The organism is Aquitalea aquatilis (assembly GCF_005155025.1).
Classification (GTDB): Bacteria; Pseudomonadota; Gammaproteobacteria; order Burkholderiales; family Chromobacteriaceae; genus Aquitalea; species Aquitalea aquatilis.
Window position 1 is genome coordinate 2701193 of the sequence record NZ_CP039731.1, and the last position, 17533, is coordinate 2718725.

Annotated in this window: 13 protein-coding genes and 1 riboswitch; of the genes, 9 read left to right on the plus strand and 4 right to left on the minus strand. The window is 62.7% G+C overall.

The features are described 5' to 3' along the window. Positions 1-246: 246 nt before the first annotated feature. Positions 247-1848 (minus strand): sensor domain-containing diguanylate cyclase, encoded by a 1602-nt coding sequence (locus FAZ30_RS12650; protein WP_124644301.1) that lies wholly within the window; start codon positions 1846-1848, stop codon positions 247-249. Positions 1849-2099: 251 nt separating this feature from the next. Between FAZ30_RS12650 and FAZ30_RS12655 the strand changes: the two genes are divergently transcribed. The 3 genes from FAZ30_RS12655 to FAZ30_RS12665 all read left to right on the plus strand — a co-directional run bounded on the left by FAZ30_RS12655 (position 2100) and on the right by FAZ30_RS12665 (position 6153). Next, positions 2100-3122 carry a putative 2-aminoethylphosphonate ABC transporter substrate-binding protein gene (locus FAZ30_RS12655; protein WP_124644300.1) on the plus strand — a complete coding sequence of 341 codons (1023 nt, stop codon included), beginning with the start codon at positions 2100-2102 and terminating at the stop codon, positions 3120-3122. Positions 3123-3358: 236 nt separating this feature from the next. Continuing rightward, positions 3359-4453, plus strand: a complete 1095-nt coding sequence (locus FAZ30_RS12660) for a putative 2-aminoethylphosphonate ABC transporter ATP-binding protein (RefSeq protein WP_124644299.1) — start codon at positions 3359-3361, stop codon at positions 4451-4453. Then, entirely contained in the window at positions 4447-6153 is a 1707-nt protein-coding gene (locus FAZ30_RS12665) for a putative 2-aminoethylphosphonate ABC transporter permease subunit (protein ID WP_124644298.1), read from the plus strand. The genes FAZ30_RS12660 and FAZ30_RS12665 overlap by 7 nt, the downstream gene beginning before the upstream one ends. A gap of 30 nt (positions 6154-6183) precedes the next feature. On the opposite strand, the gene FAZ30_RS12670 is transcribed toward FAZ30_RS12665, so the two are convergent. Together FAZ30_RS12670 and nhaR are read right to left on the minus strand one after the other, a co-directional pair. After that, complete coding sequence (locus FAZ30_RS12670) at positions 6184-8232, minus strand: site-specific recombinase (RefSeq protein WP_124644297.1); 2049 nt, start codon at positions 8230-8232, stop codon at positions 6184-6186. 211 nt (positions 8233-8443) lie between these two features. After that, the gene (nhaR, locus tag FAZ30_RS12675; RefSeq protein ID WP_124644296.1) at positions 8444-9337 is read right to left on the minus strand and encodes a transcriptional activator NhaR; all 894 of its coding nucleotides are present in this window, start codon (positions 9335-9337) and stop codon (positions 8444-8446) included. 141 nt (positions 9338-9478) lie between these two features. Between nhaR and htpX the strand changes: the two genes are divergently transcribed. The 5 genes from htpX (at position 9479) to FAZ30_RS12700 (ending at position 15212) form a co-directional block, all read left to right on the plus strand. Next, entirely contained in the window at positions 9479-10360 is an 882-nt protein-coding gene (gene htpX, locus FAZ30_RS12680; RefSeq protein ID WP_124644295.1) for a protease HtpX, read from the plus strand. 109 nt (positions 10361-10469) lie between these two features. Beyond that, positions 10470-11465, plus strand: coding sequence for a TerC family protein (locus tag FAZ30_RS12685; protein WP_124644294.1), 996 nt, complete (start codon positions 10470-10472; stop codon positions 11463-11465). A 111-nt stretch (positions 11466-11576) separates the two neighbouring features. Beyond that, a riboswitch (Fluoride riboswitch) is annotated at positions 11577-11676 on the plus strand. Between the two features lie 76 nt (positions 11677-11752). Beyond that, positions 11753-13039 carry a voltage-gated chloride channel family protein gene (locus FAZ30_RS12690; protein WP_124644293.1) on the plus strand — a complete coding sequence of 429 codons (1287 nt, stop codon included), beginning with the start codon at positions 11753-11755 and terminating at the stop codon, positions 13037-13039. A 119-nt stretch (positions 13040-13158) separates the two neighbouring features. Then, a complete protein-coding gene (locus FAZ30_RS12695) occupies positions 13159-14370 on the plus strand; it encodes an MFS transporter (protein WP_168190839.1) in 1212 nt (403 codons plus the stop codon). 62 nt (positions 14371-14432) lie between these two features. Beyond that, positions 14433-15212 (plus strand): CDP-diacylglycerol diphosphatase, encoded by a 780-nt coding sequence (locus tag FAZ30_RS12700; protein WP_124644291.1) that lies wholly within the window; start codon positions 14433-14435, stop codon positions 15210-15212. 15 nt (positions 15213-15227) lie between these two features. Here FAZ30_RS12700 and FAZ30_RS12705 read toward each other — a convergent pair whose 3' ends face one another. Further along, positions 15228-16427: an MFS transporter gene (locus FAZ30_RS12705; RefSeq protein ID WP_137009547.1), complete on the minus strand. Its 1200-nt coding sequence runs from the start codon at positions 16425-16427 to the stop codon at positions 15228-15230. Between the two features lie 128 nt (positions 16428-16555). Here FAZ30_RS12705 and FAZ30_RS12710 point away from each other — a divergent pair, with 128 nt between their 5' ends. Beyond that, a complete protein-coding gene (locus tag FAZ30_RS12710) occupies positions 16556-17437 on the plus strand; it encodes a LysR family transcriptional regulator (protein WP_124644289.1) in 882 nt (293 codons plus the stop codon). The last annotated feature ends 96 nt before the right edge of the window (positions 17438-17533 follow it).

Genomic DNA, 17533 nt, shown 5'->3' on the forward strand with positions numbered 1-17533 from the left:
TCCGGACGGCAGCGCGCTGGCATTCTGCACGTGCAATGGCGTGGCCAGTGGCTGGCCGGCGTCCGATCCCGTGGCGGGATGATTTGTAGTATATGGAGGCGGCGACAGGGATATTCACTGTAGTTTTTCGCTACAACAGCGTTATTGGTCGGATATTTCTGATTGCTGGTGAGAAAACATCGAGAATGCAGGGCGGCCGGATTGGTTTGATCATGGTCAAATATCGGTGTGCCGGCCGCGCTGGCCCTAGTTGCGCATGAAGCAGTTGCCACCGGCATGTTTGGCCAGATACATCGCCTGGTCCGCCTCCTGCAGCAGTGAATCCGGTGTGCTCTCGGCGGTGGCCAGGGTCAGGCCAATGGAAATGCCCAGCTGGAATTCCTCAGCGCCAATGCGCAGCGGCGGCTGCATGGCGGCGAGGCATTTCTCCGCTACGATGCGGGCAACCTCCCTGGCCTGTCCATCCAGATCACACAGCAGCAAGACAAACTCGTCGCCGCCGATGCGCGCCAGGGTATCGGTTTCGCGCAGCACCGCTTGCAGCCTGCTGGTGACCATGCGCAAGGCTTCATCGCCGGCATCATGCCCCTGGCTGTCGTTGATGTGCTTGAAACCGTCCAGATCCATGAACAGCAGCGCCACGTGCTTGCCGTGGCGGCGTGACTGCGCCAGTGCCAGCTTCAGCCGGTCGGCCAGCAGCAGGCGATTGGGCAGCCCGGTCAGGGTGTCGTGGTGGGCGATGCGTTCCAGCTGGGCTTGCTGTTCGTGCAGCTTGCGCAGCAGCCGGTTAAAGGCGGCGATGAAGTGGCCCACTTCGTCATTGCGGCGGATGGTCAGCGGCACCAGCGGCAATTCGCCGCGTGTCATGCGTTCGGCGTCGGCGGCTGCATGAAACAGCGGCCGTAACACGTAATACATGCAGGCCGATGCCAGCAGGGCAAACAGGATGGTGGCGATGATGGCCCCGTGGATGGCGAAGGTTTGTACATGGCCCACGGTGGCGAAGGCTTCGCTGCTGGGCAGCCGTGCCACCACAAACCAGCCGCTGCTGGGCACCGAAACAATGGCGGCCACTTCTTCCTGGCCTGCGGCATTGGTGGTGATGCCGCTGCCGCGATAACCCGCCATGGCTCGGTCATGCAGCGGGTTGATGCCGCTGGCGGGCAGCTTTTGCAAGCTCATGCCCTTTTGCGAGGAGGCCACGTAGATATTGTCGCGTGGCGAAACCAGCAGAAAACCACCGCTGTCATGGCCTATCTGGGCTTTTTGCAGCAGATCGAGAAAGCCGGCGGATGCCAGCGGGGTGATGCCGGCCAGTACGCCCACCACCTGCATGTCGCGATTGAAAACCGGCGCTGCCATCGGCAACACCGGAACACCCAGGGCATGACCCATCACCGGGCGGCCGATATAGCTGTTGCCCTGCAAGGCGGCCCTGATGTAGTCGCGCTCGATATAGCTGCGCTGCATGCGGCCGGGTGCCACCGGGTAATCGGCCACGGCCCGGCCGTGCAGATCGGCCACGAACAGGCCGCCGGAAAACAGGCTCTGGTACTGGTATTGCTGGCGCAGCCACTGGCGCAGCTGTTCTGGCTGCTGCAGCAGCTGTTGCGGCAGGTCGCTGGCGAGGTGGGTCAGCACGCTCTGGCGCTGGCTGATCTTGTCATCGATATCGTGTGCCACATAGCTGGCCAGTGCCAGCTGCTGGTCTTGCACCACCATGCTGAGGTCCTGGCGCAGGAAATGGCTTAGTGCGTAGTAGCGTGCCAGCGAGCCGATACACACCAGGCAGACGACCAGTATCAGCAAGCGGGTGATGATGCTGTCAAAGATGCGACGCAGGGTCATTGGAGCAGCTTCGAGGTCCGTTGATTTTATGCTTGCAGTGTATACCGTGGGCATTGGCTACGGCCAAGAAAATCGGCATCGCCATGCTGGACGGGCTTGCTGTGGGAAAGGTCTAGCAGCGCAAGACAAGTTTCATGTCGGCTTAACTGCCTTGTCATTCAGGCTGAGCATGATGGCAGCCATTGACTGGCCGACCAGCCTTCGAGTGCCGGTAAATTTGTCTATACGTCTAAATCAATGGAGCAATGTCGATGAAAAAGCAGATGGCTGCATGTATTGGCCTGGTGTGCACCGGCCTGATGGCACCGCTGGCACAGGCTGCAAGCACGCTGACGGTTTATTCCGCACTGGAGGCCGATCAGGTGAAGGATTACAAGGAGGCTTTTGAAAAGGCCAATCCGGATATCGAGCTGCGCTTTGTGCGCGAATCCACCGGGGTGATTACCGCCAAACTGCTGTCGGAAAAGAACAATCCGCAGGCTGACGTGGTGTGGGGCCTGGCCGCCACCAGCCTGATGATTCTGGATCAGCAGGGCATGCTGCAAGGCTATGCGCCCAAGGGCGTGGAAAAGCTCAATCGCGAATTCGTCGACAAGGCGCATCCGCCCAAGTGGACGGGCATGGACGTGTGGGCCGCCACCATCTGTTTCAATACCGTGGAAGCGGCCAAGAAAGGCCTGCCCAAGCCGGAGAGCTGGGCCGACCTGACCAAACCGGTGTACAAGGGCCAGATCGTGATGCCGCACCCGGCCTCGTCCGGCACCGGCTATCTGGATGTGTCCGCCTGGCTGCAGATGATGGGCGAGAAACAAGGCTGGGACTACATGGACAAGCTGCACGTCAACATGGCCCAGTATGTGCACTCCGGCAGCAAGCCCTGCAAGATGGCCGCCGCCGGCGAATACCCCATCGGCATTTCCTTTGAATACCGTGGTGCCGAGCTGAAAGCAAAGGGCGCGCCGATCGATCTGGTCTATCCCAAGGAAGGTCTGGGCTGGGATCTGGAGGCCACGGCCATCCTCAAGGGTAGCAAGAACCTGGCCGCTGCCAAGAAACTGGCGGATTTCTCGGTCAGCCTGCCGGCCATGCAGCTGTATGAAAAGAACTACGCCGTGGTCGCCATGCCGGGCGTGGCCAAGCAGAACCCCTACATCCCCACCGACTATGCCAAGCGTCTGAGCAAGAACAATTTTGCCTGGGCGGCCAAAAACCGCGAAGCCATCCTGCAGGAATGGTCGCGTCGCTATGAAAGCAAGGCTGCTGCGAAGAACTGAGGCGGCGTGCTGAACGGCTAATGGTCCAATACCCGCGACACCAGCAGTCAGTCGACTGTTGGTGTCATTTGTTTGGTGCCTTTCGCAGCCAGTCACGGAGTCCTGCGAGGCTTGGCCGGGCTGGCTTAACGCAGCTTGGGCCATTTTCTCAATCACTTGGCCAGCAGTTTGTCATGTGTCGATTTATACCACGCATGCCGGTAGCGCTTGCCCGGCGGCGGCAGGAGGAGTGTGTCATGAAACCGGCCGAAAACGGCTTGAGCGATCACCTGACCATGCACGGGCTTTCCCGGCGCTTTGGCAGTTTTACCGCGCTGGATGCGGTATCGCTATCCATTCGCAAGGGCGAATTCGTCTGCCTGCTGGGGCCTTCCGGCTGCGGCAAGACCACCTTGCTGCGGCTGATTGCCGGGCTTGATCTGCCAGACGCCGGCAGCATCGCGCTGCAAGCGCGCGACATTACCCGTGCCGCACCGGCCCAGCGTGATTACGGCATTGTCTTCCAGAGCTATGCGCTGTTTCCCAACCTGAGCGTGGCCGACAATATCGCCTACGGGCTCAAGCCACGGCATGAGCGGCAACGCCACCGCCTGCGGGTGCGCGAGCTGCTGGACATGGTTGGCCTGCCCGGTGCCGAGGAAAAATACCCGGCGCAACTGTCCGGTGGCCAGCAGCAGCGCGTGGCCCTGGCGCGCGCGCTGGCTACCTCGCCCGGCATGCTGTTGCTGGATGAGCCGCTGTCGGCGCTGGACGCACGGGTGCGCGACAAGCTGCGCGAAGAGCTGAAAGGCCTGCAGCAACGGCTCGGGGTGACCACGCTGATGGTGACGCATGATCAGGAAGAGGCGCTGGCCATTGCCGACCGGGTGGTGGTGATGAATGCCGGCCGTATCGAGCAGATCGGCACGCCGGCGGAAATCTACCGCCAGCCCTGCAGCCGCTTTGTGGCGGAATTCGTCGGCGAGGCCAACTGGCTGCCGGCCACGGCCTGCGGCGCGCAACAGGTGCGCGTGGGCAACCATCTGCTGCAGCTGGAAGCAGCCTTGCCGCCAGGTCCGGCCTTGCAGCTGTTTTTGCGGCCGGAGGACGTCATCATCAAGCCGCGCTGGGAAAATGCCGCGAATACCGTGCTGGCCAGAGTCGACAATATCAGCTTTGGTGGTGCGCTGACCCGCATCCGCCTGCTACCCGAAGGCATGCCCGGCCAGGTGCTGTATGCCGAAGTGTGCCCCGGCATGCTGGATCGCCAGCCGCTGGTGCCGGGCGAGATTGTGCCGGTGGAATTGCCGGCATCCCGCCTGTTGGCCTTTGCCGGAGACCTGCCATGCTGAGCGCGGTATGGCGCTGGCTGCCGCGTGGCGAGCAGGCCGGCATCGCTGGCGAGGCGCGCATGGCCAGCCTGCTGCTGTGGGCGCTGGTGGCTGTTTTGCTGCTGGGCTTGGGCCTGCCCTTGTTGTTCATCTTTGCCAAGGCCGTGCAGGATGGCGACGGCGGCTTTGTCGGCCTCGCCAATTTTGCCCAGGTGTTGCAATCGCCCGGCCTGCTGCGCGCCAGCAGCAACAGCCTGCAACTGGGGCTGACCGTGACGGCGCTGGTGCTGCCGCTGGCTTTTGCCTTTGCCTGGGCCTTGCTGCGCAGCCGGCTGTGGGGCAGGGGGCTGTGGCGGCAGGTCGGCCTGTCGCCGTTGCTGGCCCCTTCGCTGATGCCGGCCATTTCGCTGGTTTACCTGTTCGGCAACCAGGGCCTGCTCAAGGACTGGCTGCATGGCGGCAATATTTACGGTTTCTGGGGCGTGGTGCTGGGCGAGTTGTTCTACACCTTTCCCCATGCCTTGCTGATCATCATGACGGCGCTGTCCGCCGCCGATGCCCGGCTGTACGAAGCTGGCCGTGTGCTGGGGGCCGGCCCCTTGCGCCAGTTCTTGACCATTACCCTGCCCGGTGTGCGTTACGGGCTGGTCTCGGCGGCGCTGGTGGTGTTCACCCTGGTGCTGACCGATTTTGGCGTGCCCAAGGTGGTGGGCGGTGATTTCAATGTGTTGGCGGTGGAGGCCTTCAAGCAGGTGATCGGCCAGCAGAATTTCCCGCGTGGGGCGGTGGTGGGCTTGTTGCTGTTGCTGCCGGCCATCCTGTCCTGCCTGGTGGAGCGGCGCATGGCCGGGCGACAGCAGGCGGCGCTCACCGCGCGGGCGCAGCCGTTTACGCCGGCGCCATCATGGCTGCGCGATGGCTGTGCCCTGTTGCTGTTGCTGGCCATCGGCCTGCTTTTGCTCGCGCTGCTGGGGGTGGGGGTGGCGGCCTCCTTCATCAAATACTGGCCGTACAATCTGGACTTTACCCTGGCCCACTATCAATTCGATGCGGTGGATGGTGGCGGCTGGTCGGCCTATGGCAACAGCCTGCAGTTGGCCACGGCTACGGCGCTGCTGGGCAGCCTGCTGGTGTTTGTCGGGGCTTATGTCTGCGAAAAACTGCCGGGCATGGCGCTGGGGCGGGGCCTGCTGCGCTTTCTGGCCATGCTGCCGATGGCGGTACCGGGGCTGGTGCTGGGGCTGGGCTATGTGTTCTTTTTCAATCACCCGGCCAATCCGCTGCATGGCTGGTATGGCAGCCTGGGCCTGATGGTGCTGTGCTGCATTGCCCATTTCTATACCACGGCGCACCTGACTGCCGCCACGGCGCTCAAGCAACTGGATGGTGAATTCGAAGCGGTGGCTGCCTCACTCAAAGTACCGTTCTGGGTGACCTGGTGGCGGGTGAGCCTGCCGGTCTGCCTGCCGGCGCTGGTGGATGTGGCGCGTTTTCTGTTTGTGTCGGCCATGACCACGCTGTCCGCGCTGATCTTCATCATGACGCCGGAACACAGCCTGGCGGCGGTGTCCATCATCACCATGGACGATGCCGGTGATACCGCTGCGGCAGCGGCCATGGCCACGCTGGTGGTATTGAGCTCGGCCGGGGTATCCCTGCTGCTCAGCCTGCTGGAGCGGGTACTGGGCCGGCGCAATCAGCGCTGGCGCAAGCCCGGCTGAAACCGGGCCTGGCCGTAGCGTGAGGGCTGCTCAGGAGCCAGCCGGCTTGTCCCCGGCTGCCTCGTCGGCCGCCGGGCGCGGTGCGGCGGGCGGGATGAAGAACTGCAGCGGCTGGCGGATGAAGCGTTTGAGCAGCAGCGGCAGCAGCGGCAGCACCTGACGGCCGCTCAGTTTGCGCGAACGCAGCGCCACCCACAGCGCCATGCTGAAGCTGACGGCCAGATTGGTGAAGCCGATCAGCGCCACGCCGCCGCAGTACAGGGCCATCATCCCCAAGGGCAGCTGGAAGTCCAGCGCCACCAGGCCGAATGCCAGATTGGCGGCGGAGAAGGTGATGTGACGAATGTCCAGCGGCAGGCCGAGAATGATGCCGATGGTGCCGGTCAGCCCCAGGAACAGGCCGAAATAGAAGTTGCCGGCCAAGGCCCCCAGATTGTGCTCGACGTAATGCCCCAGCTGCCAGGCGCGATGTTTGCCCAACAGCTTGTTCAGCAGCGGGTGGGCAGCCAGCCGTTCCGGGATGCGGCGATAGATGGCCTTGTTGTCGTAATAGCCGGCAATCAGCCCGGACAGGAAGAGATACACCCCGGCGATGCCGGCATGCACCAGCGCCAGGCTGCCCAGCGGGTCCAGATCATGCAGCAGATGTTGTGCCTTGGCCGTGCCAACCACCGGCTGGCCGAACAGTGCCTGCCAGCCAAGGGCAATGATGGCGGCGGTGGGGATGGCCAGCAGTACATTGCCCAGAATGGCGACGAACTGCGTGCGCATCACCTTGACCACCAGCTCGGCCAGCTCATCCAGTGGCACTCGCGGGCCGCTTTTTTCCTGCTGGTGCAGGGCGGCGGCAATGCGGGCGGCGGTCATCGCCGGCTGTTTGGTGGCAATGGTGAAGTGCAGCAATTGCACGATGATGAAGCCGACGGCGTAGTTGAGACCATACGACAGCCCCTCCCACAGCAGCGGCAGGTGGGCCTGGGCCAGCAGCAGCTTGATCAGCGCCATCACCCCGACGATCAGCCCGGCACCCATGGCGGCCTTGGCCATGCTGCCCCATTCCCGGCGCGATTCGGCAATATAGTGTTCGCCATGGCGGCCGGCATGCTCGGTCACCTGCAGTGCCAGCAGTTCGGTATTGGACTTGAACACATCGCTGACGCTGTATTTGCGGTTTTCCGCGCGGGCAAAATCCAGAATCAGGTGAAACAGCGCCGGGTTGTGGCCCGGATCGTGACCCGGCTCCAGCAGCGACAACAGGGCGCGCAGGCGGTTCAGGCTTTGCAGCAGGCGCAGTGCCTGATAGGTGAGGTTGACCGAGATGCCGTTGCGCGAGGCATTCTTGCGGATTTTGCCCAGTATTTCCTCGCACTGATCCAGCAGCACCAGCACGTGCTTGTCGTCTTCTGCCAGGGCCGTGTCATCGGCCAGTGCCCGGCGATAGCTGTCGGCATAGCTCAGCACGGCAGCATTCAGGTGCAGGAAAGGCGACTCGAAGCGCTCGATGTCCGGATACACCCGCACCAGCTCCGGTTCCAGACCGATGGCGGTCACCCGTGCCGACAGGATCTGTACTGCCTCCACCATTTGCAGCCGGGTTTGTACCCAGCCCGCACGATTCTCCTCTTCCGGCCAGGCCATGGCCTGCCATAGCTGCTGCCAGGTTTCATCCGGTATGCCAGCCAGCCAGATGTGGTCCTGCTTCCAGCGGAAGAGGCGGCCGAAGCGGTCCTGCAAGGAGTCTTCGCGGATGGGCATGGGCAGCAGCCGTTCTCCCACGCGCTTGGACAGCGTGGAGAAGAAGCCGGTATTGGCCAGGATGCCTGATTCGGTATAGAGCGGTATCTGCCGGGTCTGGGTCAGCAGTTCCAGCAGGGCAGAGCGCAGTGCCTGGCGATAGGTGGGGTTGTGCTCCAGCAGCCAGGCCAGCGCGCGCAGGTTCATCACCGCCTGTTCATGATCGGTGGCACTGGATGGGCGCAGGCTGCGCACCAGCTCGGCCAGCGCGGCTCCGCTGCTGCATTCGCCTGCGCTCAGGCTTTGAAAGATGGAATCGAGAGTCGGATTGGGCAAATTGGTCATTCGGTCAGATAGTGTCAGGCCAGTGTATGCCGGCTGCTGGTAGCCGGCTTGTCATGCAGTATGGGTAATTTGCAAGCAGAACAACAGTATCGGCCAGCTGCTTTTGGCAGCAGCCTGTGTAAGTCAGTCAAATCAGACCATGCTGATTTACGGCTGGTTCAGTCGTGCCGGGAAAAATCGTACAGCGGAACTGAGCTTTTCCGTGTGGTGATTATTCCGACTCGGCATGCTGAATGATCGCCTGTACCGCCGTATGCTGCAATTTGCGGCGGTTGGCGATGGCGTAATACTGCTCTTCCACGCCCTCCACCAGACCCAGCAGGCAGAGCTTGCCGCTGCTGGCGATATCGCTGGCGGCAAAGGCCGGTGCCGGAAACAGGCCGGCGCCCTGTTCGCCAAAGGTATGCAGCAATGCGCCATCCTTGAATTCCCCCACGATGTCCGGGCGGATGCCGCGCTCGTCCAGCCAGTGTTCCAGCTGGCCGCGCAGCACATTGTCGCGGCTGGGCAGCAACAGCGGTGCCCGCTGCAGGCTGTGCGGAAAGCCCGGCTGGTAGCGCTCGGCCAGTGCTGGTGTGGCGAAAATCATCACCGGACAGCGGGCAAGCAAATAGGATTGCAGCGTCTGCTGTGCTGCCGCCGGTGCCGGGCGGTCGGCCAGCACCAGATCCAGGCTGTGGCTGCTCAGCTCGTGCAGTAGCTGGTCAAACGTCCCCTCGGTGCAATGCAGCCTGACACGTTGTGGCAAGGCCAGGGCTGGTTGCAGCAGGCGGTAGGCAATGCTCTTGGGCAGCACATCGCTGATGCCGCTGCTCAGCCGCAGGGTGTGGTCCAGTTGCTCGTCGGCCAGCATTTCCTGCAACTCTTCGCCCAGCTGGAAAATACGGTCGGCATAGCCCAGTGCCATGCGGCCGGCCTCGGTCAGCACCAGGCCACGACCTTGCTGGGTAAACAGTGCGCGGCCGATGTGCTGTTCCAGCCGGGAGATCTGGCCGCTGACGGTCTGGGCCGTCATGCCCAGCTGGCGTGCCGCTGCCGTGACGCTGCCGGCACGGGCGACCGCCCAGAAATAGTGCAGATGCTTGTAATTGAGATCGCTGAGCATGATTGTTCGAAAAATTCTGATGAATATTACCAGTTTATTTGATTTTTTCGTGGGCTGGAAACATCTATCATGCAGCGTCTGATTCATACGGGCCGGCGGTCAGCGCCGGTCTGTCATCAACCACCACTGAGAGGATTGATCATGAAACGTGTGATCTTGCTGATCGCCACCAATATCGCGGTGATGCTGGTGCTGAGCATCGCCGCCCAGTTGCTGGGCATCAACCGTTTTATCACCGCTGGCGGCCTGAATATGGGCAGCCTGCTGGCCTTTGCCGGCCTGATGGGTTTTGGCGGTGCCTTCATTTCGCTGTGGATGTCCAAGACCATGGCCAAGTGGAGTACCGGCGCACGGGTGATCGAGCAGCCGAGCAATGAAACCGAACGCTGGTTGCTGTTTACCGTGCGCAAGCTGGCGGACCGCGCCGGCCTGCCGATGCCGGAAGTTGCCGTGTACGAAGGTGAGCCGAATGCCTTTGCCACCGGTGCCAGCAAGTCCAATTCGCTGGTGGCGGTTTCTACTGGCCTGCTGTCCTCGATGACCGAGCAGGAAGTCGAAGCCGTGCTGGCCCATGAAATCGCCCACATCCAGAACGGCGACATGGTGACGCTGACGCTGATTCAGGGCGTGGTGAATACCTTTGTGTTTTTCCTGGCGCGCGTGGTGGGCTATCTGGTGGACAACTTCCTGCGCCGCAACGACGAGGAGTCGTCCAGCGGCACCGGTATCGGCTACTTCATTACCGTGATTGTGTGTGAAATCGTGTTCGGCATTCTGGCATCCTTTATCGTGATGTACTTCTCGCGTCAGCGGGAGTACCGCGCCGATGCCGGTGCGGCCAAGCTGCTGGGCAGCCCGCAGCCGATGATTGCCGCACTGCACCGTCTGGGTGGCGTGCATGCCGGTGAGCTGCCGCAGAACATGGCGGCCTCGGGCATCTCCGGTGGTGCTGGGCTGATGGGGCTGATGTCCAGTCACCCGTCGCTGGAGTCCCGTATCGCGGCCTTGCAGGCAGTACGCTGAGTTTCCGGTCTGATATTGCTGTTAACAATGAGCAGGCCTGTCCTGCTCATTGTTGTTTTATCCGGTCTGTTGCCATGTGGCAGTCAGACGCAGAGCGAAAGACAAGAAAATGGAATGGTTGAATGTGTTGTTTGCCGGCACCCCGCTGTGGATGTGGCTGATGTTCATGGCCATCGTGGCGGCCCTGCTGTTGTTTGATCTGGGTGTGCTCAACAAGGACGACCACGAGATTGGCGTCAAGGAAAGCCTGAAGCTGTCGGCGTTTTACATCGCCATGGGTCTGGCCTTTGGTGGCTGGGTATGGTGGTACCGGGGTGGCGATGCCGGCATGCAGTATCTCACCGGCTATCTGGTGGAAAAATCGCTGTCGATGGACAACATCTTTGTGATGTCGCTGATTTTCAGCGGCATGGCCGTGCCACGGCTGTACCAGCACCGGGTGCTGTTCTGGGGCATTCTGGGGGTGATCGTGCTGCGCGCGGTGATGATTGGTCTGGGTGCGGTGCTGGTGGCTGAATTCAAGTGGGTGCTGGTGCTGTTTGGCCTGTTCCTGCTGCTGACCGGTATCAAGATGCTGCTGGGCAAGGATGAGGGCCATCCCTCGCTGGATGACAACAAGCTCTACCAGTGGCTGCGCCGTCATCTGCGCCTCACGCCCACGCTGCATGGCCATCATTTCCTGGTGCGCGGCGAGCAGCATGGTTTGTCCCGTGGCTGGTGGGCCACGCCCTTGCTGTTGACGCTGATGCTGGTGGAAAGCGCCGACCTGGTGTTTGCGGTGGACAGCATTCCGGCGATTTTCGCCATCACCCAGGACCCTTTCCTGATCTACACCTCCAACATTTTCGCCATCCTGGGCCTGCGTGCGCTGTTCTTTGCGCTGTCGGCCATGGTGCACCGCTTCGAATACCTCAAGTATTCGCTGGCCATCGTGCTGGTATTCATCGGGGTGAAAGTGGGGCTGGTGTATCTCAACGACATTCAGCTGGTGAGTTTCCACATTCCCACCGGCGTGTCGCTGGTGGTGACGCTGGGTCTGCTGATCAGCGGCGTGCTGTATTCGCTGTACAAGACCCGCGACGACAAAGGCGACAGCCTGTCCTGAAGCTGATCTGCCGGTTTTGTCGCTGTCCTGCTGCTGGTCTGGCCGGGCTGTCCCTCTGGGGCGGCCCGGCTTTTTGCTTGTCGCGCCCAGGCTTTGCCGCTAGCATGGCTTTTCTTTGAGGGAGATGGCATTCCTCCCGCCTGTTTGCCGCAGCCAGCACGGATGCAGCAACTGCAAACCGCCCATCCGGGCTGATGATGCCTGCAGGCTTCCCCTTGCCGGGAGCTGCAGGTGCGTCTGTGTTTTCCGGCCGGGGGTGATTATGTGTTGTCATTCAGAAGAACCCCATGTCTGCCATTTCCCGTTCCGAAACCCTTGCCATGCTGCCGCGCATGAGCAAGCTGCTGTTACTGGCCTGCCTGGTTGCCTTGCTGGCCGGCTCTGCCTCGGCCTTTTTCCTGCACAGCCTGGTGTGGGCGACGGCCATGCGTGACAGCCACCGTTATCTGCTGTGTTTGTTGCCGCTGGCCGGCTTTGTGGTTGGCTGGGTCTATCTGCGCTATGGTAGCCGGGTGGAGGCAGGCAATAATCTGTTGATCGACGAGATTCACGATCCCACCCGCATCGTGCCCTTGCGCATGGTGCCGCTGGTGTTGTGGGGCACGGTGATGTCGCATCTGTTCGGTGCCTCGGTCGGCCGTGAAGGCACTGCCGTACAGATGGGCGGAGCGCTGGCCGACCAGCTCACCCACCTGCTCAAGCTTGGTAATGCCGACCGGCGCATCTTGCTGATGTGCGGCATTGCCGCCGGTTTTGCCTCGGTATTCGGCACGCCGCTGGCTGGCGCAGTGTTTGCACTGGAGGTGCTGGCCATTGGCCGCATGCGTTACGACGCCTTGTTTCCCTGCCTGCTGGCGGCCATTGTGGCCGACCAGGTGGGCCTCGCCTGGGGTGTGCTGCACACTCACTACGCCATTCAACTTATCCCGGCCATCAGCGGCTGGACCCTGCTGGCTACGCTGGTGGCCGGCGCGCTGTTCGGCCTCACCGGCAAGCTGTTTGCCGACAGCACCCATGCCTTGTCGGCACGCATCAAGCATTATGTGAAGTACCCGCCGCTGCGCCCCTTGCTGGGCGGCCTGCTATTGTTGGCCATCGTCTGGCCGACGGGGGCGGATCGCTATATCGGCCTGGGTATTCCGGTGATTGTGGACGCCTTCCAGCAGCCGCTGGCCCCTTATGATTTTGCCGCCAAGCTGGGCCTGACCGTGCTGTCGCTGGCCAGCGGTTTCAAGGGTGGGGAAGTGACCCCGCTGTTTTACATCGGTGCCACGCTGGGCAATGCCCTGTCTCCCTTGCTGCATCTGCCGTTTTCCCTGCTGGCCGGGCTGGGTTTTGTCGCCGTGTTTGCCGGAGCGGCCAATACGCCGCTGGCCTCCACCATCATGGCGATGGAGCTGTTTGGCAGCGAAGTGGGCATCTACGCCGCACTGGCGTGCGTGGCCAGCTATTATTTTTCTGGTCATAGCGGCATTTACCGCTCACAGCGCATCGCCCACGGCAAGCACCGGCCGTTTCCGCGCGGGCTGAAACTGAGCGAGCTGGCCGCCTGGCGGCAGCGGCAGGACAAGTAGCCTGAGGGCAGGGTGTGGACGGTTTCTACCCCTGATGCAGTCGTTTGCTGGCATGGCCGATGACAGCGGATCAGCCATAATGATATTTAAATGGAATGCGTCGGGGGAGTAGTCAGTTCATGCACAGCGTGACGGTGGTGGAGCATAGTTGGCGCAGCATGCTGCGGGCGGTGGCCAGCCTGTTGCTGGCCTATGCCTTGCTGGTGGTGGGTAATGCGCTGGGCAGCACCGAAACCTCGCTCAGCCTGCTGGCCAATGGCGTGCCGGTGGCGGTGGCCGGCATGGTGCAGTCGGCCTATTACGCCGGTTTTTTTCTGGGTGGATTTTTCTGCAGCGGCATGATCCGCCAGTACGGCCACCACCGCACCTTTGCCACCCTGACCGCCATCATCTGCGTGCTGACCTTGTGCCAGGCGCTGTTTACCACACCGTGGCTGTGGCTGCTGGCGCGGCTGGGTAATGGTCTGGCCATGGTGGGCATCTATATGGTGGTGGAAAGCTGGCTGAACGGCTGTGTCAGTAACAGCCAGCGCGGCCAGCTGTTTTCCCTATACCTGATCATCAGCTATCTGGGCGCCAGTGCCGGCCAGTGGCTGCTCAAACTGCCGTTCAGCCAGACTGGCTGGCCTTTCATCATCGTCGCCATGTTGTTTGCCCTGGCCATCATTCCCGTCACCCTGACCCAGCAGCGCCCGCAAGTGCTGGCCGCGCCGCCGCCTGGCAATGTGCTGGCGCGGGCCATGCGCACCCTGCGTCTGCTGGGCCGGCGCGCTCCGCTCAGCCTGGCCGGTGCGGTGCTGGCCGGCTGTTTCAACAGTGCCTTCTACACCATGCTGCCGGCCATGCTCAGCCAGTCCGGCCGCACCGCGCCGGATATTGCCAGCTTCATGGGCCTGGCCTTGCTGGCTGCGCCGCTATTGCAGTGGCCGATGGGCAAATGGGCGGACAGCAGCGACCGTGCCACCTTGCTGGCGCGTTGTGCGCTGGTGGTGGCGGTGCTGTCGCTGATGCTGACCCAGTTGCTGAACACCGGCTGGATGCTGCCACTGGTGATGGTGTATGTGTCGGTGGCCTTTACCTTTTACGGCACGCTCAGCGGCATCGCCAACGACGCCATGCCATCGCGCCATAGGGTGGAGGTGAGTGCCTCGCTGCTGATGGTGTATGCGCTGGGCGGCACGCTGGGGCCGCTGTTGTGTTCTTCGGTGATGGCAGCCATCGGCCCGGCTGGTTATTTCGTGGTGTCGCTGGGCTTGTCGGCCACGCTGGGCGGCTATGCCTGGTGGACGGTCAAGCGCTGGCCGCTGCCCAGCCTGCTGCCGCCGCGCTGAGCGACAGTTTGTCACCTGGCTGATTCATCATGCGGTTTTTCCTCTGGCGAAAGCATCATTCCATGACGGTGAAAATCATCCGTGGCGGCAGTGTGCTGGCCGCGCTGCTGCTATTGGTATCCTGGGCGGTGCATGCCGCCAATGCCGATGCCTTGTGGAATATCGTGCACGAGCAGTGTGTGCCGCACTGGCAGCAGGCAGAGGACCCGGCACCCTGTGCCCGGGTGGAGACCGGGCAGGGCGAAGCGCAGGGTTTTGCCATGCTCAAGGACATCCACGGTGTGCTGCAATACTTGCTGATTCCCACAGCCCGCGTCAGCGGCATCGAAAGCCCGCTACTGCTACAGGAAGATGCTCCCGATTACTGGGCTGCAGCCTGGGACGCCCACCAGTGGCTGGACCGTCTGCACGGCAGCCCCTTGCCACGCGAGGCGCTGGCGCTGACGGTGAACTCGCCATGGGGCCGCAGCCAGAACCAGTTGCACATTCATGTTTCCTGTGTGCAGCCGGCATTGCGTCAGCAGTTGCAACAGGCAGCCATCGAGCTGCAGTGGCATGAGCTGCCTGGCGGCATCAACGGCCATGCCTACCTGGCAAGGGCCATCATGGGCGAGACGCTGGCCGGTGTGCAGCCCTTCCGCCTGCTGGCGGAGGGGATTCCTGCTGCCCGCGAGGACATGGGCCGCTACACCTTGGCAGTAATTGCCACCCGTTTCGACAGCGGGCCGGGCTTCTGGCTGCTGGCCAGCAAGGCCGACCTGCTGGCCGGCAACTTTGCCTCGGCCGAAGGCGATGTGCAGGATCATGACTGCCAGATACTGCAGCCGGCAGTAGCGCCATGAACAATCATCCATCGTTCAGCGCTGTGTTCTGGACAGCTCCCAGGCGCTAAGGCCAGTCAGGCTGCAAGCCGCGCCCACCACCACCACGCCTGCCCAGCCCCAGTGGCCATATGCCCAGGCCGAGGCCAGCGAACCAACGGCCCCGCCGATGAAGTAACTGGTCATATAGGCCGAGGTCAGCCGGTTACGCGCTTCCGGGCGGATGCGGTAGATCGCCCCCTGATTACTGACGTGGCAGCCTGCCACACCCAGATCCAGCAGCAGAATGCCCACCAGCAAGGCGGCAATGGAGTGCGGTGCCAGCGCCAGCGGCAGCCACGCCAGCAACATCAGACCCAGGCTCAGCCGGGTAGCCAGCGGGCCATGGCCCCGGTCGCTCAGCCGGCCAACGATATTGGCGGACATGGCCCCGGCCGCACCGGCCAGCCCGAACAGGCCGATGGTGCTGTTGGAGAAGGAAAATGGCGGCGCTGACAGCAAGAAGGCCAGCGAGGTCCACATCACGCTGAAGGTGGCAAAAGCCATCGCCCCCAGCAGGCCGCGCAGGCGCAGGCTGGCTTCCTCCTTGAACAAGCTCAAGACCGAGCGCAGTAGCTGCGGATAGGACAGGCCGTTGCCCACGCGGCTGACTGGCAGCTGGCGCGCCAGCACCACCGTCATCAGCAGCATGCCTGCCGCGCCGCACCAGTAAACCGTGTGCCAGCTGCCCAGGTCGGCCAGTGTGCCGGCCACGGTGCGGGCCAGCAGGATGCCGGTGAGCAGGCCGCTCATGATGGTGCCCACCACGCGGCCGCGTTCGGCCTCGGCGGCCAGGCTGGCACCCAGCGGCAGCAGGACTTGTGCCACGACCGAGCACACGCCGGCCAGTGCCGTGCCAAGCAGCAGCTGGCTCATGCTGTTGGCGCTGGCGCTGATCAGCAGGCCGGCAGTGGCCAGCAACATCATGCTGATGATCAGCCGTCGCCGTTCCAGCATGTCGCCCAGTGGCACGATCAATAGCAAGCCCAGGGCGTAACCGAGCTGGGCGGTGGTGACGATGCTGCCGGCGCTGGCAGCGGAAATACCCAGGCTGCGGGAAATTTCCGGCAATAGCGGCTGGGCATAGTAGTTGCCGGCGACGGCGAGGCCGGTGGCCACGGTCATCAGCCACACCAGCAAGGGATTGAGGCTGGTGGTGCGGCTGGCCGGAGAGAGCAGGGTGTCTGCAGCGTTCATGTTCAGGCTTTCGGTGGGTGGCTGCGCTAGCCGGTGGGAAACTGCATGCCCCTGCAGTATTGGCTGGCCTAAGCAATGACACCAATGTATTGTTTTCATGTTTTTAATCGTGAAACGAGATTGATTGCATGAATCTGCGCCAGATCGACTATGTGCTGGCGGTGGCCGAAGAAGAGAACTTCACCCGCGCCGCCGAGCGTTGCCACACCGTGCAGTCTGCGCTCAGCCACCAGATATCGCGGCTGGAGCAGGAGTTTGGCACCCGCCTGTTCGAACGTACTTCACGCCAGGTCACCCTGACGCCGGCCGGTCATACCTTCGTCAACCATGCCCGCCAGGTACGCGATGCTGCGCGCCGGTTGGAAGACGAAATGGCGGCGGCCACCGGTGAAATTCGCGGCTGTCTGCGCCTAGGCTGTATTTCCACGCTCAGCAGGCTGGATCTGCCCGGCTTGCTGGCGGAATACCACCGCCGCCATCCGCAGGTGGATGTACAGCTGGCCTTGCGCATGAGTGATGTGCTGATGGAAGAGCTGCGGCAGCAGCAGACCGATATCGCCTTCATCGGCGTGTGGCCGGGCGAACCGGTGTTGGGGCTGGATGCTCGCCTGCTGTGGGAGGAGCCGCTGCTGGCCTTGCTGCATCCCCAGCACCCGCTGGCCGGCTGTCAGGAATTGACCTTGCAGCAGCTGGCGCAGCAAACCCTGGTGGACTGGCCGGCCGGCACCGGCCCGCGTCAGCAGACCGATATGGCGTTTGCCGCCCAGGGCATCCGGCGGCGGGTGACCTTCGAGGTGAATCATGCCGAAACACTGGTCAGCCTGGTGCGTAGTGGCTGTGCCGTTGGCATGGTGCCGGCACTGGGGGCAGGCCAGCATGCCGACCTGCTGGCCTTGCCGGTGGTGGATGGCCCGCGCCGGCGCGTCTATCTGGCCTGTCACGATAGCCCCACACCAGCGGCCGCTGCCTTGCTGGCACTGGTGGATGGCTATCTGCAGGCTGCGTCATGATATTGACCGGGCCTGCCGCTGCGTCACACGAGTTTGCCTGGCGGAGGAGGGGCTAGGCTGGCGGTGCTGGCAGGCTTCTTGCGTCTGTGACGGGTG